This window comes from Streptomyces sp. TSRI0281 (assembly GCF_001905125.1).
Taxonomy (GTDB): domain Bacteria; phylum Actinomycetota; class Actinomycetes; order Streptomycetales; family Streptomycetaceae; genus Streptomyces.
In genome coordinates, this window is sequence record NZ_LWLE01000036.1 from 1 (window position 1) to 22,934 (window position 22,934).

Consider the following 22,934-nt stretch of genomic DNA (forward strand, 5'->3'; position numbering starts at 1 on the left):
CCTTGAAGATCTCCTTGATCTCGTCAGACAGCTGCTGTCTTCGCAGCTCACGCGGGGCGGGTTTGCGGGTATGCCACTTGTAGAACCATGACTGGCTCACCCCCCAGCGCCCGGCAGGACACCGCGTGCGGAATGCTGTACTCGGTCCTCTGGTCGCTGATCACCCCGGCCACGACGGCCGGGTCCGCCACAGCTATTTCACCCACAGGACCATGCAGCGTTTGAGGACATCACGCTCCATGGCCAGCTCCTTGTTGTCCTTCTTCAGCGCCGTGTTCTCTCGTCGCAGCCGGGCGATCTCCTCATCCACGTCGGCCGGCTTGCCCTTCTCGGCTCGCTTGGCCCGTGACACCCAGCTCGCGAGCGTCGCCTCGTTGATCCCCAGGTCATCGGCAACCTCGGAGATCGGCTTCCCCGTCTCGGCCACGATCCGTACAGCCCCCTCACGAAACTCCGGCTTGAACACTCGACGCTTCTCTGCCCTGACTCTCAACTTCCCCTGCAGTCACGGACTCCACGCTACGAGGGGAGACTCACCTCACAGCACACCTCCGTGCTGCGGTACCTCGCGCTCGCCGACGCCCTTGGCACGGATGCCTCGCGCAACAAGGATGAGGCCAGCCGTCTTGTACGGGAGGTACTGGCGGGCGAGCACTGGCAGTACGTGCTACCAGTCCTGCCACAGCTTGCTCCAGAGGCCGTCCCCCGGCTCGCGGAGTCGGCCCTCGTGTACGCCTCCGGCTGTCGATGAGGGTTCGTGGGTCGACCCGACCGAGTGGCGACAGCGAGACAGGGCGGCCTCTCGGCCGTACCCACGGTCGGTGACAGCCCGGTGGACGCGTCAGAAGACCGCACGGTCACGGACCAATACGACTACCACGATGGCGAACCCCGTACGAGGCCCTTCCGGGACCCCCAGAGGCGCCAGCAGGCAGTGCTGAAGCCAGGCTGCTGCTGCGGGAAAGAACCGACACCACCGAGCCGCCAGAACTGGTATGGCAACCTATACGCAGAGTATGGTCTTATATATGGCATCAAAGAAAGTGACAGTGACGATCCCCGAGGAACTCCTTGAGGAGATTCGCGGGGAGGCGGCCGAGCGAGGTCTGTCGGCGTACGTGGCCGAAGCCTTGCGCTTCAAGCGCGACCGGGACCGGCTCAGAGAGCTCGTCGGCTGGCTGGAGGAGGAGCACGGGCCAGTCACGGAAAGCGAGCGCGCCGCAGTGCGCCACGAGCTGGACGATCTTGATGCCGAGCACAAGAACCGCGCGGGCAGGAATTGCGCGGGAGAAGCCGCGTGAAGCAGCGGAACTGTGACCACAATCCGCCGCTGCGTGTCTTCGTGCTGGACTGCGAGGCTCTGTCGCTGGCCGTGCGCGGGGATCGGATGATGATTGCCCGGCTCAGGCTGGCCGCTGACGGTGAGGCCGAAGTGGTGACTTCTCCGATGACACTGGTCGAGGCCTACGACGGCAGAACCACCGAGCAACGCTGGGACTGGGTCCTCTCCCGCATCAGCGTGGCCGACATCGGGAAGGACGAAGCGCGCCAGGCCCGTCGGCTCTTGGCCGACGCAGGTCTGCACGGCCACAAATACGCGATCGATGCAGTACTCGCAGTTATCGCGCGGCAGCAGAAGGGACAAGTCACGGTCTTCACCTCGGATGTGGACGACTTGGAACGGCTGGTCCCCGACACAATCGTCGTCAGGAAGGTGTGACCTCGGCCCGGTATCAGTTCTGGTCTCATTCACCGCCGTACATCACCGTTCAGACCGCCGATCTGTTCCGGCCCCGACTCAGGACGCGGGCGTCCCCCTCGATCGGCCATTCTGGCTTCTGTGCGGGCCGATTCCGGTCGGAGCCCACCCGCGCTCGTCTTTGTGAGGTGTCCCCATCGGCAAGCCCAGTGGATCAACTCTGGCAGCGTGGCTGAGTGATCTGGAAGTCGACCGGCTTGAACGAGTCCTGGCGACCCGCCCGGATGCCGTGTCCCCGCCGGAGCCACGGTCGTTCGGCGAACTCGCGGACCGCCTTCAGCGGCCGGCCTCGGTGGCCCCGGTGCTGACCGGGCTCGCGCTGCCGCACCTGCAGGTGGCCGAGGCACTGGCGGCACTGGGGCCCGTTCCCCGTGCCGCCCTGGCCGATCTGCTGGTCTCGACCGGAACGGAGAGCGCTCGCGGGTTGGACGCGGCCTTGGAGGCGCTGGCCGACCGCGCACTCGTCTGGGCGGACGGTGAAGGGCTGCTGCACATGGTCGCGCCATTGCGGCAGGCGTGGGACTCGCCGCTGGGGGTGGATGCTCCGCTCACCCGGCTGTTGGCGGACACGACCTCCGAGGAACTGCGCCGCATGCTGGTGGCCCTGGGCATCAGGTCGCCCGGCACCACCAAAAAGCATCGGCTGACCGCTCTGCTGGAACACCACAGCGATCCGGAGCGGGTGGCCGCGGTCATCGCCTCGGCACCTGCGGCCACCCGGAATCTCCTTGAGCGGCGAGCCTCTCACCAGGGTGAACAGGCTCAATCGCCGGCACATTTCCTCACGTTCAGGACTCCGCCGCCCGGCTCCGGGCCGGGCGCGCGCTGGGCGCTGGAGCGGGGACTGCTGGTCCAGGACCGGCACTCCGGGTACGGATCCACACGCATGCCCGCCGAGGTGACGCTCGCCCTGCGCGGAACAGGCCGGCGCGCCCCCTTCGAGCCCGTCCCGCCCGTCGTGCGGACGGTGTCCGTGACCTCGGCGGAAGTGGACCGGGAGGCGGCGGCCGCCGCCACGGCGTTCGCCGCACATGCCGCGTCGGTTCTGGCGACGTGCTCCGCGGCTCCGCCGGTCCTGCTGAAGTCCGGCGGGGTCGGAGCACGTGAGTTGTCCCGGATCGGCAGGGCGGCACAGTGCGACGGCATCGTCGTACGCCTCGTTCTGGAGACCGCGTACGACGCCGGGCTACTGGCCCGGGACGGCGACCGGGTCGCGGCGACGGACGGGTACGACACCTGGGCGGAAAGAGAACCGGCGGAGCAGCTCACCGCGCTTCTCCACGCCTGGCGGACGCTGCCGCTGACTCCGTCCCGAGCCCGCGACGAGGACGGCAAGGCGCTGCCCTCGCTCGCCGGAGAACCGCCCTGCGACAGCTGTTCACAGGCCCGGGAGGGGCTCCTCGCCGCCGCGGCGGCGCTCCCGGCGCACCACGGGGCGCACAGCACCGCGGAGCTGGGGCCGCTGGTCGCCTGGCATCGCCCGCTCGCCGAGCACCTCCCCCAGGACACCGCGCCCTTCGCCACGGTGATCCGGGAAGCGGAACTGCTCGGGGTCCTCGCCCGCGGCTGCCTGTCCCCCATCGGCGCCGCCCTGCGGGGCGACGATGCCGAAGCCGCCGAAACGCTCGCCGCCGCCTGTGAGCGGCTGCTGCCGGAGGCCACCAGGGCTGTCCGTTTCGGCGCGGACCTCACCGCCGTCGTCACCGGCACCCCGTCCGCCCGCCTCGCCGCACTGCTGGACACCGTCGCGGACAAGGAAGTCGGTGGCACGGCATCGGTGTGGCGGTTCAGTCCCACAACCGTTCGCCGCGCCCTGGACACGGGCCGCGCGGCGGATGCCCTCGCGGCGGACCTGAGCGCAGTCGCCGTCGGTGCCCTCCCCCAGCCGCTGTCGTACCTGATCAACGACACCGCGCGCACTCATGGCCGGGTGCGCATCACCCCCGCCGCCTGTGTGATCCACGGCGAAGAACCCGCGCTCCTCGCCGAACTCGTCACGCACAGAAAGCTCGCCGGCCTCGGTCTGCGCCTGCTGGCACCGACCGTGCTGGTCAGCCGGACCCCACTCGACCAGACCCTCGCCTCGCTCCGGGCCGCCGGCTACGCCCCCGTCGCGGAAAGGGCCGACGGAACCGTACGCGTCGAGAAGACCCGGCGCCCACGTGCAGCCGCCCCGGCCCCACTCCCGGGCCAGCGGCGGCGGTCCGTGCCGACGGTGACTCCGGTGACCGTCGACCTGAGCACGCTGGCCGCCAGGCTGCGGGCCGCCCCAACGGCACTTCCGGCGCCCGACCCGTTCGGCACCGGGGTCCCCTACGGCACGGACACCGAGGAGATCGTCGCCGGGTACGCGAAGAATCTGGCGTACGCCGATGTTCGCCTGCTCGCCCATGCCGTCGACGCCGGCACAGCCATCACGGTCGAGTACGTCGCCGCTTCGGGCAACCGGACCGTACGTACCCTCAGCGAGCTCGTGCTCGACCCGCCCCACGTGTATGCCTGGTGCCACCTGCGCGACGACGACCGGGTCTTCACCCTCTCCCGCATCCGCGGCGTCATGCCCGGATAGCCGGGATCCGCGTCGTGGCCCGGTGTGCGGCCGGCCACTGCGGCCATGCCCCGCCACCCAGCACGGCGAGGCGCCGCCGCTACGATCGCCGACCATGGACTGGGTCGAGCGCACCGCGCAGTTGAGGCAGTGGACGAGGAGCGGGGCGCGGGCTCCGCACAAGCCGCTGCTGTTCCTGTACGCGCTCAGCCGGTTCCAGCAGGCCGCCGATGACGAGCTGCGGTACAGCGCCGTGGAGGAGGACCTGCGGGGGCTGCTCGTCGCCTACGGACCCGGCAACCGGACGACGCCCGCCTATCCCTTCCATCACTTGGTGAGTGACGGCGTGTGGGAGGTGCGCACCGAGCGCGGGCCGGGCAGCCCGGGGACCGGGGTCGGGGAACTGCGCAGCTCCGGCGCCGCGGGGCGGCTGGCGCCGGAGCTGCGGGCGGCGCTGCGGCGGGAGCCGTCCCGCCACGACCGCCTGACCGCCGATCCGGGCAGTGACGGACGCCCGAGGTTCTCCTGGACGACATCCGTGCGAGGCAGCAGGACGGGGCGTCGGCCTACGTCGCCGAGGCGCTGCCCCGTCTCCTTGTACGCGAAGGTCTGGAAGACCCTCCGCGAGCTGGAGCATGTTGATCACTCCCTCGGCTCGGCGGCGCAAGGGGGCGTATGTGGCCATGCGCTCGGCCCTTGGATGGCTGCGTCCTGGAGCGCGTCCAGACCGCGCGCGATGAGAACCTGTGCCCGGCTGCCGGGCCGGACGCAGGCCAGGAGCCTTCGAACGGGGGCCGTCGGGCCCGTCAGGGGGACGCGCCTCAGGGGCAGGTCCTGAGGGAGTGGGGCCCGCCGGGGCATGAGGCAGATGCCGTGTCCGTGGGCGACCAGGGCGGCGACGGCAGTCCAATCGATCGCGCTGTGTGCCACGCGTGGGGTGAACCCTGCGGCTGCCGCGGCGCGCAGGAGGACCGGGTGCTGGTCCCTGGGGTCCCCCGCCTGGATCCAGGTCTCCTGGGCGGCATCCACCAGGCGTACGGATTCCCGGCGGGCAAGGACATGGTGATCGGGTACGACCAGGTCCTGGGGTTCTTCCGTCAGCACTACGTGTTCGAAGAGGCCGCCTCCCGTGCCCGGAACATCGAAGGCGGCGATCACTACGGCGATGTCCACCCGGTGGGCGAGCAGAAGGCTGAGGCGGTCTTCGTCGGGGTGTTCGTCGAGGCGGCAGACCATCTGCGGGAACTGGTCGCACAGTGTCTGTGCCGCCGGGGCGATCACCGAGGCAAGGGCGCTGGCGACGCCGGTGATCCGCAGGAGGCCCGCGGTTCCTTCCCGGTGGGAGTCCAGAACGGCGCCGGCCCGTTCCCATTCGGCGTTCATGGCCTCCACGTGCCCGACCAGTGCGAGCGCGGCGGGAGTGAGCCGAACCCTTCGGCCCTCCGGTTCCAGAAGTTTCAGGCCGAGTTCGCCTGACAGCTGACGAAGCTGCTGGGAGACCGTAGGGGGCGAGAGGTGCAGAGTCGCTGCCGCGGCGGTGACGGTTCCTTCCGCGTGCAGGGCGCGCAGAGCCTGCAGACGAGGGTCGATCATGTGGCTTCTCCGAACGGAACGGTGTGGAACTTTCCCATGGACGCCGTCAGGACGCCCGGACAAGAATGAAGATCCGCGCCCATGACGATCGACGCTCGCACAGGGGCCCGTGCGGATCCGCTTTCGCGCACTGTCCGCTCCGAGCCCACTGGAGGCTTGTTGTGCTCGATTCCGCTGTCGCGGGAGCGCTGGCCGGATACGGTCTCGCCATCCCTGTGGGAGCCGTCGCCGTGCTGATGATCAACCTGACGGCCCGGACCTCTTTTCGCGTCGGGGCCGCGGCGGCGATCGGTGCGACGACGGCAGACGCGCTCTACGCCGTGATCGCTGTCGTGGGAGGAGCGGCGGTGGCCTCGGCGATCCAGCCCTTCTCCGAACTCTTGCGCTGGTTGGCCTTCCTGGTCCTGGCGGTGATGGCCGCGCGGATCGCCGTTGCCGGACTGCGGAAACCAAAGGGCGGCGCGGTCCAGAAGGCACCTGAGGAGACGGCAGTCAGCCCACGGCGGTCGTTCGCGATGTTCCTGGCGCTCACAGCGCTCAACCCGTGGCCCGCCCTGTACTTCGTCGCGCTCATCCTCGGACATCAGGCCCTCCAGGAAGCATCGTGGGCAGAATCGGCGGTTTACATCGCGGCTGTCGTCACCGCGTCCGCGAGTTGGCAGTTGTTGCTTGCCGGCGGAGGGGCGGTTTTCGGCCGCTTCATCACCGGCCCACGAGGTCGAAAGGTCACCGCTGTGGTTTCCAGTGCTCTGATTCTGGGACTCGGCGCCCACATGGCTCTGGGGTGACATAAAACGGGGGTGTACCCCAGGCACAGTTTCTGCCTGGGGCATAGAAATCACTCTCCCTGTACCACGTGGGCACGGCCCTGTTAAATCGCCAAGACCTTGTCTTCCGATGGGTTCAGCTGCCCCAGGACCCACTCCCGAAACGTGATGATGAGACTCTCGTGTGGAGTGTGGAACTCTTCGAAGTACTGGGAACCTGCCGAATTTTGAACCCTGACACAGGCTTCGAAGTCCTCGCGGGCCGTGACGTCTACGAGTGCCACAGCATCATCCGGGGAGAAATCGGGATCTTCCATGGCCTCGGGATGAAAGAGCCACTGCGTGACGACCTTGGTGCGGTCGGGTCCCACTGGATCGAACCGCATACACATCACATGGTCCGGAATGAACATGAGGTGCACATTGGGCCAGAGAAGGATCCCATGGAAGGTCCGTGCATCGTCTTCCGGCACACCGGGAAGCCGGGCTGCCGCCGCTTTTCCGGACAGCGAGAATCCAGTGGCACCGTCAGCCAGTGCGGACCCACGCTTCTGAGGACCTTCAGGGCCGCTTACCGTCCCGTATCCGGTACGCCAGCTCGGAAGAATCTGGCAGATTTCCGGATGCATGGTGGGGCAGTGGTAGCACTCACAGAAATTCTCATAGAGAATCTTCCAGTTCGCCGGAACTTCGTAGACCACCTCCTTGGCAACCTTCAATTCGTTGCAGCCGTAGTTGCCCGGGACGTCGTCATCGCCGAAGCGTTCACGGATCAGCGGTCCGACCTGGTCCGCCAGGGGTGCCGCGTCGGGGTCGAGGTTCACCCAGACGTAGCCGAGCCATTCGGTGACGCCGGCGGTGAAGAGGTGCCGCTCCTTCGTCTCGGGCGGGAGGTCGCGCATGAAAGGGGCTGCCGTGAGGTGGCCGTCAAGGCTGAAGGTCCATCCATGATAGGGACAGCGGATGGAACCGCCGAAATTCCCCTTTTCCTCAAGGCAGAGCTGGGCACCGCGATGGCGGCACAGATTGATCAGGGCCCGGATCTCGCCGGCGGCCTTGCGTACGAGAAGAACGCTCTCTCTTCCTACATTCACACGTACGAATGAGCCGGCTTCGGCGATCTCCGAGGACCGCGCCACGCACTGCCAGGAACGCTCGAATATTCGTTCCTGCTCCCGGGCGAAGTGTTCCTCACTGGTGTAGTACGTCGGTGGCTAATTAACCGTCACTCCTGAACTCCCTTTCGGTTCGAAACCAAGCCGAGTCGCGCAACGCAAGCCGGGGCTTCACTCTCGAATTCAGCAGATCGGTTTTCACCCGTACTGAACGATTCAATCGACGACCGGCTCTACGTCACCGGAGACTTGCGCGCCTCGAAAAACCTGCGCACGCAGAAGCAATGGCCGATTTCCACGAACCATCATGCGCATGGCGTCATCAGACCCGCAAGAGCTCTTCATTTCGGGGCTGAAAACACCCGTTCGATAAAGCGTTGGACCGGATGCCGGCGCCGGCCCTTCGACAGAGGCGGCGAACCTCGACCACAGCCCACCGGGCCGCACGGACTGCCGGCCCACTGCCTCGGTCGAGCAGCGGGCAGCATGGCGATTGGCTCAAGTTCGCCTACCACTGCCGGAATTATCTAGAGTTTCCACGACCATTCTGACTGAGCTCCGAATTGCACGCTCATAAGGCGACTGGGTCCCTCTCGTAGCGTGGAACCGTCCGCTCACCCGCAAGCCACCACTCCTCCTGGCCGGGTCGGACCTGTCGAGGGTGGAGGCGCTGAACCGCTACGACCGCCCCCGCCTCCACCAGCGCGGCCGGGAATCGGCCGTGGGCCCGCTGAACCCGGTCGACATCGGCGAGATGCTCGACTCCATGCCCATGGACGCGAACGGTGACCAGCGGATCAACGGCCTGATCGAACGGTCCACGGCTCTCTTCCCGACGGCACCCCGCCGCTGAACAGTCCGGCAGGTCATCCGAGAGCCTGGACAAACCCGGCGTCCCGTTCACGGCGTGGCAGCCGCCGTCCGGGATCCCGTATACGAGATCCTGACGTCAACTAGGGCTGGATTCAGCCGCCTTGACTTGGTTTCGGACAACGATGGGCGTCTCGTGCCTCGGAGACAACCCCGGGAGTGCCCTACGTCATCTCTCACAGGCGGGAGACAGTTTCGTCATCGCATCCGGTGCGGCGCTGTCCGTCCACCGTCCCATCAGGCACTCGGAAGTACGAGGAATGATGACCAGATCCCACCAGGCCCGTCTGTCGCGTTCGGCCATCGCCGCAGCAGCGGCCATCGCCGTGACCGCGGGCGTCGTCGCCGCAGCACCCGACGCCAAGACGGCCGAGCCCACGCCGAAGCTCAGCCTGATCGCCGCTTCCACTTCGGTGACCCTCGATTCGTGGAAGGAGGACCCCGGCGTCTACCTGGACCTCGGGACGTACGTCACCGCCGAGAACGGTCCTCTCGAACTGAAGGTGAGCCGTAAGTCCTACAAGGACCCGATCATCGCGAAGCAGATCATCCGGGATGGGAAGGGCAAGCAGACCGGGACGAAGGTTCTGCCCAAGCGTCTGCTAAAGGACTTCGCCGGGCTGCCCGATTTCGCGAAGATCACCGTCACGGACGCGGCCGGCAAGACCGTGCTGGACAAGACCGAGGCGTTCTGTCCGAACAACGCGTCCGGTCGCGTCCGTCCCGACGCACCGGCCAACTCGAAGTATCCCGAGAGCTGTCCCGTGAACCCGTTCACCCTCGGTTCCGTGTGGGGTGTCGAGAACGGCTGGGCGTCCAACACCTACGCGGGCTACTACTCCGCGCCGGTCCAGCTGGCCGCCGGCAAGTACACCGCCAAGGTGTCCGTGTCGAAGGCCTACCGCGATCTGTTCGGTATCGCCGACAAGCCGCAGACGATCAAGGTGACGGTCCGCGAGCGCAGTTGGGAGGAGGGCGAGGGCGTCTCGGGCGCCTCCCAGATGTCCGGGCACGACATGTCCAAGATGTCCGGGCATGAGATGTCCGGCCACAGCATGCCCGGACACGGCGCGATGCGTTCGCCCGCCCCGGCGGCCGCGACGAGCGGTGCCGGTCCCTCGTACAACGTGGGTCACGGGCCCTACGCCCCCGCGCCGCCCTCCCTGCCGTGGGCGCTCAAGAAGGCCGCCCTCAAGTCCGCGCAGGCGGGTGACGTGGCCGGGCGTACCGACGGGTCGCGCAAGGCGCCCGCCGCCCAGCCCAACGCGAAGCGGCCGACCGGCAAGGCGACCGTGCCCGACGTTCCCAAGCCGGACCTCCGGTCACTGCCCGCCTATGGCATCACCGTCAGCGACGGGTACGAAGAGGAACCGGGCAAGGACTACCTCGCCTTCAGCGCCAACGTGTGGAACGCGGGCCCCGCGAAGCTCGTCGTGGACGGCTTCCGCGCTCCGGGCAAGGAGCTGATGGACGCGTACCAGTACTTCTACGACGCCAAGGGCAAGCAGATTGGGTACACCCCGACCGGCACCATGGAGTGGGACCCGCGCCCCGGCCACGAGCACTGGCACTTCACCGACTTCGCCAGCTACCGGCTGCTGAAGGAGGACAAGAAGGAGACCGTGCGCAGCGGCAAGGAGGCGTTCTGCCTCGCCAACACGGACGCGGTCGACTACACGGTGAAGAACGCCAACTGGCACCCGGAGAACACCGACCTGTCCACCGCGTGCGGCCAGGAGAACTCGATCTCCGTCCGCGAGGTGCTCGACATCGGCTCCGGTGACACGTACACCCAGGACCTGCCCGGCCAGTCCTTCGACATCACCGGCCTGGCGAACGGCACCTACTACATCCAGGTGCTGGCCAACCCGGAGAACCGGCTCAAGGAGACCGACCTCACCAACAACAGCGCCCTGCGCAAGGTCGTCCTGGGCGGTAAGCCCGGCGCCCGTACGGTGACCGTCCCCGCGCACGACCGGGTGGACGCCAACTAACGGCACCTGACGCCGACCAACGGAACGGCAACCAACACCCCATCCCCATAGGTGCGGCCCCCTGGACTCCTGTCCCGGGGGCCGTATCCGTATCCGTACGCGGGCCGCGTGAGGTCAGTTCTTCGGGTGGCGCTTCGTGATCCGGCCCTGGGCGTCCGCCTCCAGGAACACCTTGGCGTCCTTGCCCGCCTCGCCCGCGTTGCCCGTCACCGATACCCGGACGGTCAGGTCCCGTCCCCCCGACGCCGGCTCCACGTCGATGCGCCATGCCTCGGGGTCACGTACGCCCAGGGTGTTCCGGGCCTCGCGCACCAGGCCGGGGAACAGTTCGTACGGGAGCGTGCGCAGGTCGATGGCCCGGGCGCCGTTCTTCGGGCCGCCGGTCTCGCCGCTCACCGCCATGCGGTGCTCCTCGATGCTGAGTTCGGCCACGCTCGACGTGCCCACCCGTTCCGTCAGTGATTCGGCGGTGTCGCGCATCCTGCCGATGTCCAGCATCGACGCCGAGGGCCCCGAGACCGTCGTGGACGACGAGAAGGTACTTGTCGAGGACGAGGACGAGGATGAGGAAGGGGAGCCGGGGCGGGGCTCGGAGCCGTCGAACAGCTCACCCCGGAGCAGCAGAATGACGACCACCGCGCCGAGCAGCAGCCCCACCAGGCCGATGAAGCAGCTCGATCCCGCCTTCTTCCTCCGGTCCTTCTCCCGGGTGAACTCGGGCGCGGAGTCCACCTTCGCCGTCTCCGCCCGCCGCAACCACTCCGGTGACGGCCTGGTGACGATCTCGACCTCCCACGGCTCGTCGGGGCGGTACTCGACGACCGTCACACCCCTCGGCCGGTAGGTGGGGATGTCGACGAGATTGATCGGCTGGTTGACCGTGACCCGGTACGCCGCACGGTCGTCCGGGGCGACTGTGAGGTCGAACCTGACCGGGACGTCCGCCGTCTCGCCGCCGGTGGCGCGCAGGTCCTCGATCAGTGCCAGCGCCGTGCGGGTGACCGAGGTGCCCTTCCCGGCCTCCCGCCGGCGCTCCAGGACCAGCAGCACCACGACGGTGAGCACCAGGAGCCCGGCGCCCGTCACGAAGACGGGCACGCTCTTGATGATCACCCCGCAGACCATGCACGCCAGTGCGGCACCGGTCGTCCCCCCGGCCAGGAATCCGCGGATCTGGGCTATCGGCCCTGTGGTGTCTTCCCGCCCGGCAACTGTGTTCCCCATGGCGGTGATTCTGCCGTGCCGGAGGGGTTCGGCGGTGGGTTCGGCCGGGCCGGATCGCCCGGCCCGGCCGACTCCGGATCAGTCCTCGCCCTCCAGGTTGCCTTCCGTCTCCAGGAAGACCTGGCGCAGCGCTTCGAGCACCGCCGGGTCGGGCTTGGCCCACATCCCGCGCGACTCGGCCTCCAGGAGGCGTTCCGCGATGCCGTGCAGGGCCCACGGGTTGGCCTGCTGGAGGAACTCGCGGTTCGTCGGGTCCAGGACGTACGTCTCGGTGAGCTTGTCGTACATCCAGTCGGCGACCACGCCCGTCGTCGCGTCGTACCCGAAGAGGTAGTCGACGGTCGCGGCCAGTTCGAAGGCGCCCTTGTAACCGTGGCGGCGCATCGCCTCGATCCACTTGGGGTTCACGACGCGGGCGCGGAAGACGCGGGACGTCTCCTCGACCAGGGTGCGGGTGCGGACCGTCTCCGGGCGGGTGGAGTCGCCGATGTACGCGGCCGGGGCGGTGCCCTTCAGCGCGCGCACGGTGGCGACCATGCCGCCGTGGTACTGGAAGTAGTCGTCCGAGTCCGCGATGTCGTGCTCGCGGGTGTCGGTGTTCTTCGCGGCGACCTCGATCCGCTTGTACGCGGTCTCCATCTCCTCACGGGCCGGCCGCCCGTCGAGCTCACGCCCGTAGGCGTAACCGCCCCACACCGTGTAGACCTCCGCGAGGTCGGCGTCCGTGCGCCAGTCGCGGGAGTCGATGAGCTGGAGCAGACCGGCGCCGTACGTACCGGGCCGGGAGCCGAAGATACGGGTGGTGGCGCGGCGTTCGTCGCCGTGCTCGGCCAGGTCCGCCTGCGTGTGGGCGCGTACGTAGTTCCGCTCGGCCGGCTCGTCGAGCGAGGCGGCGAGCCGTACGGCGTCGTCCAGCAGACCGATGGTGTGCGGGAACGCGTCGCGGAAGAAGCCGGAGATGCGCAGCGTGACATCGATGCGGGGGCGGCCCAGTTCCTCGTACGGGATCGCCTCCAGACCCGTCACCCGGCGCGAGGCGTCGTCCCAGACGGGGCGGACACCGAGCAGCGCGAACGCCTCCGCGATGTCGTCGCCCGCCGTGCGCATCGCGCTCGTGCCCCACAGGGACAGGCCGACCGAGGTGGGCCATTCGCCGTTGTCGGTGCGGTAGCGCTCCAGGAGCGAGTCGGCGAGCGCCTGACCGGTCTCCCAGGCGAGCTTGGAGGGGACGGCCTTCGGGTCGACGGAGTAGAAGTTGCGGCCGGTCGGCAGCACGTTGACCAGGCCGCGCAGCGGGGAACCGGACGGGCCCGCCGGGACGAAGCCGCCGTTCAGCGCGTGGACGGCGTGGGCGAGTTCGTCGGTCGTGGCGGCGAGGCGCGGTACGACCTCGTGGGCGGCGAAGTCGAGGATGTCGGCGACGGCCCGCGGGTGTCCGGCGGCCACGGTCGCGACGGCGGCGGGGTCCCAGTCCGCGTCCTCCATCGCCTGGACCAGGGCGCGGGCCTGCTCCTCGATCGCGTCGGCGGCGGTGCGGGTGGCGGCGGACTCGTCGAGACCGAGCGCCTCGCGCAGACCCGGCAGGGACGCCGTACCGCCCCAGATCTGGCGGGCGCGCAGGATCGCCAGGACCAGGTTGACGCGGTCCTGACCGGCGGGTGCGGTGCCCAGGACGTGCAGACCGTCGCGGATCTGGACGTCCTTGATCTCACAGAGCCAGCCGTCGAGATGCATGATGAAGTCGTCGAAGCCCTCGTCCTCGGGGCGGTCCTGGAGCCCCAGGTCGTGGTCGAGCTTCGCCGCCTGGATCAGGGTCCAGATCTGGGCGCGGATCGCCGGGAGCTTCGCCGGGTCCATCGCGGCGATCTGGGCGTGCTCGTCGAGCAGCTGCTCCAGCCGTGCGATGTCGCCGTAGCTGTCCGCGCGGGCCATCGGCGGTACGAGGTGGTCGACCAGGGTGGCGTGGACGCGGCGCTTGGCCTGCGTACCCTCGCCCGGGTCGTTGACCAGGAACGGGTAGACGAGCGGGACATCGCCCAGGGCCGCGTCCGGGCCGCAGGACGCGGACAGGCCCGCGTTCTTGCCGGGCAGCCACTCCAGGTTGCCGTGCTTGCCGAGGTGGATCATCGCGTCGGCGCCGAACCCGTTGTCCTCGGCGGACGCCGCGATCCAGCGGTACGCGGCCAAGTAGTGGTGCGAGGGCGGCAGATCGGGGTCGTGGTAGATCGCGATCGGGTTCTCGCCGAAGCCGCGCGGCGGCTGGATGAGGATGAGCAGGTTGCCGCGGCGCAGGGCCGCGAGCACGATGTCGCCCTCGGGGTTGGCGGACCGGTCCACGAACATCTCGCCGGGCGCCGGGCCCCAGTGGCGCTCGACGGCCTCGCGCAGATCGGCGGGGAGCGTGGCGAACCAGCGGCGGTAGTCGGCCGCCGGGATGCGGACCGGGTTGCGGGCCAGCTGCTCCTCGGTGAGCCAGTCCTGGTCGTGACCGCCCGCGTCGATCAGCGCGTAGATCAGTTCGTCGCCGTCGCCGGAGACGAGGCCGGGGATCTCGTCCTCGGGGCCGAAGTCGTATCCCTCGGCGCGGAGCCGGCGCAGCAGGGCAACGGCGCTGGCCGGGGTGTCGAGGCCGACGGCGTTACCGATCCGGGAGTGCTTGGTCGGGTACGCGGACAGCACGAGCGCGATCCGCTTCTCCGCGTTCGGGATGTGGCGGAGCCTGGCGTGCCGTACGGCGATTCCGGCGACCCGGGCGGCGCGTTCGGGGTCGGCGACGTACGCGGGCAGGCCGTCCTCGTCGATCTCCTTGAAGGAGAACGGCACGGTGATCAGGCGGCCGTCGAACTCCGGCACCGCGATCTGGGTGGCGGCGTCCAACGGGGAGACGCCCTCGTCGTTCTCCTCCCAGGCGGCGCGGGCGCTGGTGAGGCAGAGCGCCTGGAGGACGGGGACGTCGAGACCGGTCAGCGCGCCCGCGTCCCAGGACTCGTCGTCACCGCCGGCGGACGCCTCGGCGGGACGGGTGCCGCCCGCCGCGAGAACGGTCGTCACGATGACGTCGGCGGCCCGGAGTTCATCGATCAGCTCGGGCTCGGGGGTACGCAGCGAGGCCACGTACAGCGGGAGGGGGCGGGCGCCCGCGTCCTCCACGGCCGTGCACAGGGCCTCGACGAACGCGGTGTTCCCGCTCATGTGGTGGGCGCGGTAGTAGAGCACCGCGACGGTGGGCGCGGACGCGGGGGCCTGCCGGGCGGTCCGCTCCAGCGGGCCCCACGCGGGGGCCGGGGCGGGCGGCTCGAAGCCGTGGCCGGTGAGCAGCACGGTGTCGGACAGGAACCGGGCCAGCTGGCCGAGGTTGGCGGGGCCGCCGTGCGCCAGATAGGCGTGCGCCTCGGCGGCGATGCCGATGGGGACGGTGGAGGCGGCCATCAGCTGGGCGTCCGGGGCCTGCTCGCCGGTCAGGACCACGACCGGGCGGCCGGTGGCCAGCAGCTGGTCGAGTCCCTCCTGCCAGGCGCGTACGCCGCCGAGGAGACGTACGACGACGAGGTCCACGCCGTCCAGGAGCTGCGGAAGGCCGTCCAGCGGGAGCCGGGAGGGGTTGGCGTAGCGGTAGCTGACCGGGCCGTCGGAGGCGCGGGCGCTCAGAAGGTCGGTGTCGGACGTCGACAGGAGCAGGATCATGCTGCGTCTTGGCCTTCCTCGGGGTGTCCACGCCCCGGGCGGTGTCGGAATCGGGTTCCCCTGCTCGAACAAAGTCGAGCGCTGCGGGGAAGGGAGTTCCTGACTCGCCCGGCCGGGGTGTCGGCCGGGCTCACAGTGGCGGGACCGCGCCGGATTCGCACCGGGCTTCCTCCCCTGTCGCCGTCTGGCGATGACGGACCGTATGGGCCGCCGTTCTGCATCCTAAGCGGGTGGGGTGCGGCGGTGGGTGGGCGCGGGTGCGGAAGGCCGGTACTCCCCGTGGTCCAAGGCCGGTACTCCCCGTCGCGGACGCTTGGTGCTCCCCGTGATCGGAGGTCGGTGCTCCCGTAGCCGGAGGCCGGAGGGCCGGAGCGGACAGCCGGTGGGCCGGGGCGCGGGCCGGGGCGGAACGCCGGTGGGCAGAGGTGCGGGCCGGAGCGGAACACCGGTGGGCCGGGGTGCGGGCTGGAGTTGTACGTCACAGGGAGCGGGCGGTGGGCGGTCGGTATGCTCGCCGCCATGTCCGATTCCGCCCCCTCGCCCCGGTCCACGGGTGCCCCCGCCGTCCCGAGCGGTGGTGACGCCTGCCCGGGAACCCTGAGGCTGCACCGGGCGGACGACGGTGCGCTGGCGCGGGTCCGGCTGCCCGGCGGAGTGCTGACCGCCGCTCAGGCCGAGGCCCTTCTGACGGCGGCCGGGCGGCTCGGGGACGGTGAGCTGCATCTCACCTCACGCGGCAACATCCAACTGCGCGGACTCGGTCCGGGCTGCGGAGCCGAACTGGCCGGTTCGCTGGGCCGCGCCGGGCTGTTGCCCTCCGACGCGCACGAGCGGGTGCGCAACATCGTCGCCTCGCCGCTCTCCGGACTCGACGGCCGCGGGCTCCCCGACATCCGTTCCTGGCTGACCGGGCTGGACGCGGCGCTCTGCGGGAGCGCGTACGCGACGGGGCTCTCGGGCCGTTTCCTGTTCGCCCTGGACGACGGCCGCGGCGACGTGGACGCCCTCGGCGCCGATGTGACCCTGATCGCGGACGGCGGGAGCGCGCTGCTGCGGGTCGGGAGCGACGACGCCGTGTTCCGGGTGCCCGCCGCCGACGCCCCCCGCGCCGCGCTCCTCGCCGCCGAGGCGTTCCTCGGCCCGGCCCGGGAGTCCGGTGCCTGGCGGGTGAAGGACCTGCCCGACGACGCCCGCGCCGCGCTGCCGGGTGAGGTCGCGCGGCGGATCGGCCCGGTGGGCCCGGCCGTCCACCGCGCCCGCCCGCCCGCCGCGCATCCCCCGGCCCCGGGGCCCGTGACCGGACCGCACGGGCTCACCGCGCTCTGTGCCGGGGTGCCGCTCGGCCGGCTCGCCCCCGCACAGTGGCGGCTGCTCACCGATGTCGCGCGGCGCGGCTCCGGCGAGCTGCGGCTCACCCCGTGGCGCGGGGTCGTCCTCCCCGGGCTCGCCGAAGCGGACGCCGCCGAGGCGCTCCGTACGCTCGCCGACGCCGGGCTGATCACCGGGCCCGACTCCCCCTGGACCGGTGTGGGGGCCTGTATCGGGCACCCGGGCTGCGCGAAGTCGCTCGCCGATGTGCGGGCCGAAGCGGGGGCCGCCGTCGGACCGCTCGGCCGGCTACCTGTGTACTGGTCCGGGTGCGAACGCCGGTGCGGCCATCCGCACGGGGAGTGGATCGACGTGGTGGCCACCCGCGACGGGCACCGGATCTCCCACGTGCGGGGGGACGGGCGCGAGGCTCCGGTGACGGTCCGGGACGATCCGGCCGCGCTCGCCGCCGCGGTCGCCGCGGCCCGCGCCTGACCAGTACAGGTACCTGTGTACGTATAGCCGTTCCCGTCCCCGTCCCCGTATCCGTTCCTGTTCCCGTTTCCGTAGATGAAGAAGAAAGCGACAGCACTGTGCATCAGTACGAGAAGGACGGACCGGCGATCTACCGCCAGTCCTTCGCCACCATCCGCGCGGAGGCGGATCTGGCCGGGCTGCCCGCCGATGTGAGCCAGGTCGCCGTCCGGATGATCCACGCCTGCGGCATGGTCGACCTCGTACGCGATCTCGCTTTCTCCCCGGACGCCGTGGCCCACGCCCGTACGGCGCTGCGCTCCGGCGCTCCCATCCTGTGCGACGTGGCCATGGTCGCCAGCGGGGTCACCCGTAAGCGGCTCCCGGCCGGCAACGACGTGGTGTGCACCCTGTCCGACCCGTCGGTGCCGGAACTCGCCGCGAAGATGGGCACCACGCGCAGCGCTGCCGCCCTGGAGCTGTGGCGCGACCGGATGGAAGGCGCCGTCGTCGCCATCGGCAACGCGCCCACCGCCCTCTTCCGGCTGCTGGAGATGATCGAGGAGGGCGCCCCGCGCCCCGCCGCCGTCATCGGCGTCCCGGTCGGCTTCATCGGCGCCGCCGAGTCGAAGGAGGCCCTCGCCGCCCACCCGTCGGGCCTGGAGCACCTGATCGTGCGCGGCCGTCGCGGCGGCAGCGCGATAGCCGCGGCCGCGATCAACGCGATCGCCAGCGAGGAAGAGTAATGAGCGACAGCGTGAACGAGGCCGGAGCAGCCGGGGTGGACGAGACCGACGCGGGCACGGTCGACGAGACCAGGACAGGCAGGCTCTACGGCGTGGGGCTGGGTCCCGGCGACCCGGCCCTGATGACCGTACGGGCCGTGCAGATCATCGGTGAGGCCGACGTCGTCGCGTACCACAGCGCCCGGCACGGCCGGTCCATCGCACGGTCCATCGCGGCCGAGCACCTGCGCCCCGACCACATCGAGGAGGCGCTGGTCTACCCCGTCACGACGGAGACCACGGACCACCCGGGCGGCTACCGGGGCGCGCTGGAGGAGTTCTACGCCGAGGCCGCGGCCCGGCTCGCGGTGCACCTGGACGCCGGGCGCACCGTCGCCGTGCTCGCCGAGGGCGACCCGCTGTTCTACGGCTCGTACATGCACATGCACAAGCGGCTCGCGGACCGGTACGTCACCGAGGTCATCCCCGGCGTCACCTCCGTCAGCGCGGCGGCCGCGCGGCTCGGCACCCCGCTCGTCGAGGGCGAGGAGATCCTGACGATCCTGCCCGGCACGCTGCCCGAGGAGGAGCTGACGGCCCGTCTGGCGGCCACGGACTCCGCGGTGGTGATGAAGCTGGGCCGTACGTTCCCGGCGGTGCGCCGTGCGTTCGAGGCGTCGGGGCGGCTGCCCGAGGCCCGTTACGTGGAGCGCGCCACGATGTCCGGGGAGCGCACCGGCGACCTGGCGGACGTCGAGGCCGGTTCGGTCCCGTACTTCGCGGTCGCCGTGCTGCCGAGCCGGATCGACGCGCCGCGCCCCGAGCGCGCGCCGGACTCCGGTGAGGTGGTCGTGGTCGGTACCGGCCCGGCCGGACCGCTGTGGCTGACGCCCGAGACGCGCGGGGCACTGGCCGCCGCCGACGACGTGGTCGGGTACACGACGTATCTGGACCGGGTGCCGGTACGGCCCGGCCAGGCACGCCACGGCTCCGACAACAAGGTCGAGTCCGAGCGCGCCGAGTTCGCCCTCGACCTGGCCCGGCGCGGGCGGCGGGTGGCGGTGGTGTCGGGCGGCGACCCGGGGGTCTTCGCGATGGCGACGGCGGTGCTGGAGGTGGCCTCGCAGGACGCCTACGCGGACATCGCGGTACGGGTCCTGCCGGGGGTGACCGCGGCCAACGCGGCAGCCGCCCGCGCGGGTGCTCCGCTCGGCCACGACTACGCCACGATCTCGCTGTCCGACCGGCTCAAGCCGTGGGAGGTCATCGCGGAGCGGTTGCGCGCGGCGGCGACGGCGGACCTGGTGCTGGCCCTGTACAACCCCGGTTCGAAGAGCCGGACCTGGCAGGTCGGCAAGGCCCGCGACCTGCTGCTCGAACACCGCTCGCCGGACACCCCCGTGGTGCTCGGCCGGGACGTGGGCGGGCCGACGGAGAGCGTGCGTACGGTGCGGCTCGCCGATCTCGACCCGGCCGACGTCGACATGCGGACCCTCCTGATCGTGGGCTCGTCGCAGACGCGGTGGGTGCGGCGGGGCGGCGAAGGACAGCAGATCGTGTGGACGCCGCGGCGGTATCCGGAGGCGTGAGGGCCGGTCGGTCAGACCGCCACGCCACGCAGCCAGGACTCGGCCTCCTCCGGAGTGGCGGCCACCGGGACCCCCTCGGGGACGGGTGGCCGCCGGACGACGACCACCGGAATCCCGGCCTCGCGGGCGGCGGTCAGCTTCGGGGCGGTCGCGTCGCCGCCGCTGTCCTTGGTGACGAGGACGTCGACGTGGTGGCGGCGGATCAGCTCCCGTTCCCCGTCCAGGGTGAACGGGCCCCGGTCGAGCAGCACCTCCATCCGGGCGGGGCAGGGCCCTTCCGGGGCGTCCACCGAACGCATCAGGAACCACAGCGCGTCCAGCCCGGCGAAGGCCGCGAGCCCCATCCGGCCGGTCGTGAGGAACACTCGCTCGCCCAGCGCGGGCAGCAGTTCCGCCGCCTCCTCCAGTGACCCGGCCGGGTGCCACCGGTCGCCGTCGCCGGGCACCCAGCCCGGCCTGCGCAGCGCCAGCAGGGGAACATGGGCCATGGCGGCCGCCGCGGCCGCGTGGAAACTGATCGTCCCGGCGAAAGGATGGGTGGCGTCGATGAGCGCGTCCACCTGGTGCTCCCGCAGCCACGCGGCGAGCCCGTCGGTACCGCCGAAGCCGCCGATGCGGACCTCGCCCGGCGGGAGCCTCGGCCCGGCCACCCGACCCGCGAGCGAACTGGTCACCCGTACGTCCCCGCCCGTGTCCTCGTTCTCCACCAGGGACTCGGCGAGGCGGCGGGCCTCCGTCGTACCGCCGAGAACGAGTACATGCATCGGAACGGTCCATCTCCATGAGCAGTGAGGCCTCCATGAACGGCGAGGCACAGGGCAGCGAGGCACGGGGCAGCGAGCCGCAGGGCGGGCGCAGCGCCCAACTCAAGCACACCGGTCTGCGGCCGGGGTGGACCACCGGGGCCTGCGCGACGGCGGCGACGACGGCCGCGTACACGGCGCTGCTGACCGGCGAGTTCCCCGACCCGGTGACCATCACCCTGCCCAAGGGGCAGACGCCCGCGTTCGCGCTGGCAGTGGAGAAACTGTCGGCCGGGCCGGAGCGGGCCATGGCCGGGGTGGTCAAGGACGCGGGCGACGACCCGGACGTGACGCACGGGGCGCTGGTACGGGCCACGGTACGGAAGCTGCCGCCGGGGTCCGGGGTGGTGTTCCGCGCGGGGCCCGGCGTGGGCACGGTCACCCTGCCCGGCCTGCCGCTGGCGGTCGGGGAGCCTGCGGTGAACCCGGTGCCCCGGCAGCTGATGCGGGAACACGTCGCCCGGGTGGCCGCGGAGCACGGCGGTACGGGGGACGTGGAGATCACGGTCTCCGTGGACCACGGCGAGGAGATCGCCCGTTCCACGTGGAACGGGCGGCTCGGCATCCTGGGCGGTCTCTCCATCCTGGGCACGACCGGCATCGTGGTGCCCTACTCCTGCTCGGCCTGGATCGACTCGATCCGGCGCGGGGTCGACGTGGCGCTCGCCGCCGGGCACACCCATGTGGCGGGCTGTACCGGCTCGACCTCGGAGAAGACCGTGGTGGCCGAGTACGGGCTGCCGGAGATCGCCCTGCTGGACATGGGGGACTTCGCGGGTGCGGTGCTGAAGTACGTACGCCGTCATCCGGTGGCCCGGCTCACGATCTGCGGAGGGTTCGCCAAGCTGTCGAAGCTCGCGGCCGGACATCTGGACCTGCACTCCGCCCGCTCCCAGGTCGACAAGGGGTTCCTCGCCGATCTGGCCCGGCACGGCGGCGCGGACGAGACCCTGGCGGCGGAGATCGCCGTCGCCAACACGGGCCTGGCGGCACTGCGCCTGTGCGAGGCGGCGGGCGTCCCCCTCGGCGACCTGGTGGCATCCCGCGCCCGCGACGAGGCCCTGGCGGTGCTGCGGGGCGCGCCGGTCGAGGTCGACGTGATTTGCATCGACCGGGCGGGGGTGGTGGTGGGCCGGACGTAGTGCCCGCTACTGGACACCGGGTCCACCGTGTCCACCATGTCCACCGGACGCGGCAGCGGCGAGCCGCGCCCGCCACCCTCCCGGACCCTGCCCGGCGTCCACGGCCGCCGCCGCGTCGCCCGCGAGGTCGACGCCGAGGTCGGCGGCCCTCCTGGCGGCCCAGTGCGCCCAGGCAGCGGCCTGTTGGCACTCCGGGCACTCGGTCTCTCCCGCCATGGCCCGGAAGACGTGCTCGGGCCCGGGTCCTTGGCAGGTGACGAGCGGGGGGACGTACCGGGGAACGACGGGCCGGGAGGGCGAGACGTCGGGACGGACCGCCTCCGCCGAGGACGAGCCCCCGGGACACCCGGCCCCCGCCGAGGACGAGACCTCAGGACACCCGGCCCCCGCCAAGGGCGACGCCTCGGGACACCCATTCCCCGCCGAGGGCGAGACCCCGGCGGGACGCCCCGCCCCCACCGGGGCAGCAGGACCGCGCCGCTCTCCCTCGGGCATCTTCTGCACCAGCCGGTGCCGCAGGAACCCCCCGGCGGAACGGACCCCGCCCGGTGGCAGATCGCTGGTCAGTACGCGCCGGAGCTCACCGCCGGAGATCCCGCGCCGCAGCCACTCCACCGCGTGCGCGACGAGCGCACGCGCCTCGGAGACGCCGAGATGCAGATCCCGGTGGGAATGCCGCAAGGACAGCAACACCTCTTCGGCCTCCGCGACTTCGGGCGCTTCAGCCGCTTCAGGCGCTTCAGGCGGTGAGACCTGACCATCGCTTTCCGTGTCGGCCGTTTCGGTGGGTGGGTGGGATGTGTTCTTCTCCCGTTCTTCGTCTACCGGTAGTTGGCGACCGACCGTCCGAGGGGTCGGCCGACCGACCGTCGGAGAGTGCGTACTCGGAGGCGCACCGCTGTCGACGCCCGCTTCCCGCCACACGGCGAGGGCATCGGCGTCGGAGAGCGGCACGTTGGAGCAGAGCTGATGGGTGACCCACCGCCCCTGCTCCCCGGGGACCCGCTGCTCATGCACGAACCCGTGGGTGACCAGTTGTTCCTTGGCCCGCTGGAACGCCCGTCCCTTGATGCCCAGTTTCCGCCCGTGCTCGGAGAGCGGGAGGTGGGTCTCATCCTCGGGAAGCCCCTGGACGTACAGGAGGAGGATCTTCGCGTCGCTGCACAGACGCGGATGGCGCACGACGTCGTGCGAAGCCTTCGTGTAGCGCCGAACCGGCGCGATAGCATGCCAAAGCATCCCGGTGGACCTCTAGACCACTCGTGGGTGAAGGCCTCCGGACCGGTGCTGTTAACACCCCCGGGGGCCGCCCCATGTACACGTACGCACGAACACACGT

The 22,934-nt window shown here is 70.7% G+C and carries 17 protein-coding genes, 1 pseudogene and 1 riboswitch; of the genes and pseudogenes, 11 read left to right on the plus strand and 7 right to left on the minus strand.

Features of this window, described 5'->3' with window-relative positions; genetic code table 11:
- Positions 1–193: 193 nt before the first annotated feature.
- Positions 194–466 carry a transposase gene (locus A6A29_RS36880; RefSeq protein WP_241838784.1) on the minus strand — a complete coding sequence of 91 codons (273 nt, stop codon included), beginning with the start codon at positions 464–466 and terminating at the stop codon, positions 194–196.
- A 562-nt stretch (positions 467–1,028) separates the two neighbouring features.
- On the opposite strand from A6A29_RS36880, the gene A6A29_RS36885 reads away from it, so the two are divergent.
- The 4 genes and pseudogenes from A6A29_RS36885 to A6A29_RS48275 all read left to right on the plus strand — a co-directional run.
- Complete coding sequence (locus A6A29_RS36885; RefSeq protein WP_073728085.1) at positions 1,029–1,301, plus strand: CopG family transcriptional regulator; 273 nt, start codon at positions 1,029–1,031, stop codon at positions 1,299–1,301.
- Complete coding sequence (locus tag A6A29_RS36890; RefSeq protein WP_073727431.1) at positions 1,298–1,720, plus strand: PIN domain-containing protein; 423 nt, start codon at positions 1,298–1,300, stop codon at positions 1,718–1,720. The genes A6A29_RS36885 and A6A29_RS36890 overlap by 4 nt, the downstream gene beginning before the upstream one ends.
- Positions 1,721–1,895: 175 nt before the next feature.
- Positions 1,896–4,328, plus strand: a complete 2,433-nt coding sequence (locus A6A29_RS36895) for a helicase-associated domain-containing protein (protein ID WP_073727433.1) — start codon at positions 1,896–1,898, stop codon at positions 4,326–4,328.
- Between the two features lie 94 nt (positions 4,329–4,422).
- Positions 4,423–4,794 (plus strand): annotated as a pseudogene (locus A6A29_RS48275) (phosphorothioated DNA-binding restriction endonuclease); the annotation flags it as partial.
- A 155-nt stretch (positions 4,795–4,949) separates the two neighbouring features.
- Here the strand turns inward: A6A29_RS48275 and A6A29_RS36905 are convergent.
- Positions 4,950–5,900, minus strand: coding sequence for a LysR substrate-binding domain-containing protein (locus A6A29_RS36905; protein ID WP_073727435.1), 951 nt, complete (start codon positions 5,898–5,900; stop codon positions 4,950–4,952).
- Positions 5,901–6,061: 161 nt separating this feature from the next.
- On the opposite strand from A6A29_RS36905, the gene A6A29_RS36910 reads away from it, so the two are divergent.
- On the plus strand, positions 6,062–6,688 hold the full coding sequence (locus A6A29_RS36910; protein WP_073727437.1) for a LysE/ArgO family amino acid transporter: 627 nt from the start codon (positions 6,062–6,064) through the stop codon (positions 6,686–6,688).
- Between the two features lie 83 nt (positions 6,689–6,771).
- On the opposite strand, the gene A6A29_RS36915 is transcribed toward A6A29_RS36910, so the two are convergent.
- Positions 6,772–7,806, minus strand: coding sequence for an aromatic ring-hydroxylating oxygenase subunit alpha (locus A6A29_RS36915; protein WP_079183177.1), 1,035 nt, complete (start codon positions 7,804–7,806; stop codon positions 6,772–6,774).
- A gap of 637 nt (positions 7,807–8,443) precedes the next feature.
- On the opposite strand from A6A29_RS36915, the gene A6A29_RS48280 reads away from it, so the two are divergent.
- Positions 8,444–8,635 (plus strand): hypothetical protein, encoded by a 192-nt coding sequence (locus tag A6A29_RS48280; RefSeq protein WP_073727439.1) that lies wholly within the window; start codon positions 8,444–8,446, stop codon positions 8,633–8,635.
- Positions 8,636–8,912: 277 nt separating this feature from the next.
- The gene (locus A6A29_RS36925) at positions 8,913–10,646 is read left to right on the plus strand and encodes a lysyl oxidase family protein (RefSeq protein ID WP_198953531.1); all 1,734 of its coding nucleotides are present in this window, start codon (positions 8,913–8,915) and stop codon (positions 10,644–10,646) included.
- Positions 10,647–10,760: 114 nt separating this feature from the next.
- Here A6A29_RS36925 and A6A29_RS36930 read toward each other — a convergent pair whose 3' ends face one another.
- Both A6A29_RS36930 and cobN read right to left on the minus strand, forming a co-directional pair.
- A complete protein-coding gene (locus tag A6A29_RS36930) occupies positions 10,761–11,870 on the minus strand; it encodes a hypothetical protein (RefSeq protein ID WP_073727441.1) in 1,110 nt (369 codons plus the stop codon).
- 78 nt (positions 11,871–11,948) lie between these two features.
- Positions 11,949–15,554 (minus strand): cobaltochelatase subunit CobN, encoded by a 3,606-nt coding sequence (gene cobN / locus A6A29_RS36935; protein WP_073727443.1) that lies wholly within the window; start codon positions 15,552–15,554, stop codon positions 11,949–11,951.
- 93 nt (positions 15,555–15,647) lie between these two features.
- Positions 15,648–15,726, minus strand: a riboswitch (cobalamin riboswitch).
- A gap of 335 nt (positions 15,727–16,061) precedes the next feature.
- Here cobN and cobG point away from each other — a divergent pair.
- The 3 genes from cobG (at position 16,062) to A6A29_RS36950 (ending at position 19,650) form a co-directional block, all read left to right on the plus strand.
- On the plus strand, positions 16,062–17,357 hold the full coding sequence (cobG, locus tag A6A29_RS36940) for a precorrin-3B synthase (RefSeq protein ID WP_073727445.1): 1,296 nt from the start codon (positions 16,062–16,064) through the stop codon (positions 17,355–17,357).
- Between the two features lie 98 nt (positions 17,358–17,455).
- Entirely contained in the window at positions 17,456–18,082 is a 627-nt protein-coding gene (locus tag A6A29_RS36945) for a precorrin-8X methylmutase (RefSeq protein ID WP_073727447.1), read from the plus strand.
- Positions 18,082–19,650, plus strand: coding sequence for a precorrin-2 C(20)-methyltransferase (locus tag A6A29_RS36950; RefSeq protein WP_241838786.1), 1,569 nt, complete (start codon positions 18,082–18,084; stop codon positions 19,648–19,650). The genes A6A29_RS36945 and A6A29_RS36950 overlap by 1 nt, the downstream gene beginning before the upstream one ends.
- An 11-nt stretch (positions 19,651–19,661) precedes the next feature.
- On the opposite strand, the gene A6A29_RS36955 is transcribed toward A6A29_RS36950, so the two are convergent.
- The gene (locus A6A29_RS36955; protein ID WP_073727449.1) at positions 19,662–20,414 is read right to left on the minus strand and encodes a cobalt-precorrin-6A reductase; all 753 of its coding nucleotides are present in this window, start codon (positions 20,412–20,414) and stop codon (positions 19,662–19,664) included.
- Between the two features lie 17 nt (positions 20,415–20,431).
- Here A6A29_RS36955 and A6A29_RS36960 point away from each other — a divergent pair, with 17 nt between their 5' ends.
- Complete coding sequence (locus A6A29_RS36960; protein WP_385728188.1) at positions 20,432–21,595, plus strand: cobalt-precorrin-5B (C(1))-methyltransferase; 1,164 nt, start codon at positions 20,432–20,434, stop codon at positions 21,593–21,595.
- 6 nt (positions 21,596–21,601) lie between these two features.
- Here the strand turns inward: A6A29_RS36960 and A6A29_RS36965 are convergent, their stop codons facing one another.
- Positions 21,602–22,834 carry a hypothetical protein gene (locus A6A29_RS36965; protein ID WP_073727453.1) on the minus strand — a complete coding sequence of 411 codons (1,233 nt, stop codon included), beginning with the start codon at positions 22,832–22,834 and terminating at the stop codon, positions 21,602–21,604.
- Between the last annotated feature and the right edge of the window lie 100 nt (positions 22,835–22,934).

Excerpts from the sequence above, each read along its gene's own strand:
- A6A29_RS36885 (WP_073728085.1), top strand. The coding sequence starts at position 1,029 with ATGGCATCAAAGAAAGTGACAGTGACGATCCCCGAGGAACTCCTTGAG.
- A6A29_RS36905 (WP_073727435.1), bottom strand. The coding sequence starts at position 5,900 with ATGATCGACCCTCGTCTGCAGGCTCTGCGCGCCCTGCACGCGGAAGGA.
- A6A29_RS36925 (WP_198953531.1), top strand. The coding sequence starts at position 8,913 with ATGATGACCAGATCCCACCAGGCCCGTCTGTCGCGTTCGGCCATCGCC.
- A6A29_RS36930 (WP_073727441.1), bottom strand. The coding sequence starts at position 11,870 with ATGGGGAACACAGTTGCCGGGCGGGAAGACACCACAGGGCCGATAGCC.
- cobN (WP_073727443.1), bottom strand. The coding sequence starts at position 15,554 with ATGATCCTGCTCCTGTCGACGTCCGACACCGACCTTCTGAGCGCCCGC.
- cobG (WP_073727445.1), top strand. The coding sequence starts at position 16,062 with ATGCTCGCCGCCATGTCCGATTCCGCCCCCTCGCCCCGGTCCACGGGT.
- A6A29_RS36950 (WP_241838786.1), top strand. The coding sequence starts at position 18,082 with ATGAGCGACAGCGTGAACGAGGCCGGAGCAGCCGGGGTGGACGAGACC.
- A6A29_RS36955 (WP_073727449.1), bottom strand. The coding sequence starts at position 20,414 with ATGCATGTACTCGTTCTCGGCGGTACGACGGAGGCCCGCCGCCTCGCC.
- A6A29_RS36960 (WP_385728188.1), top strand. The coding sequence starts at position 20,432 with ATGAGCAGTGAGGCCTCCATGAACGGCGAGGCACAGGGCAGCGAGGCA.
- A6A29_RS36965 (WP_073727453.1), bottom strand. The coding sequence starts at position 22,834 with ATGCTTTGGCATGCTATCGCGCCGGTTCGGCGCTACACGAAGGCTTCG.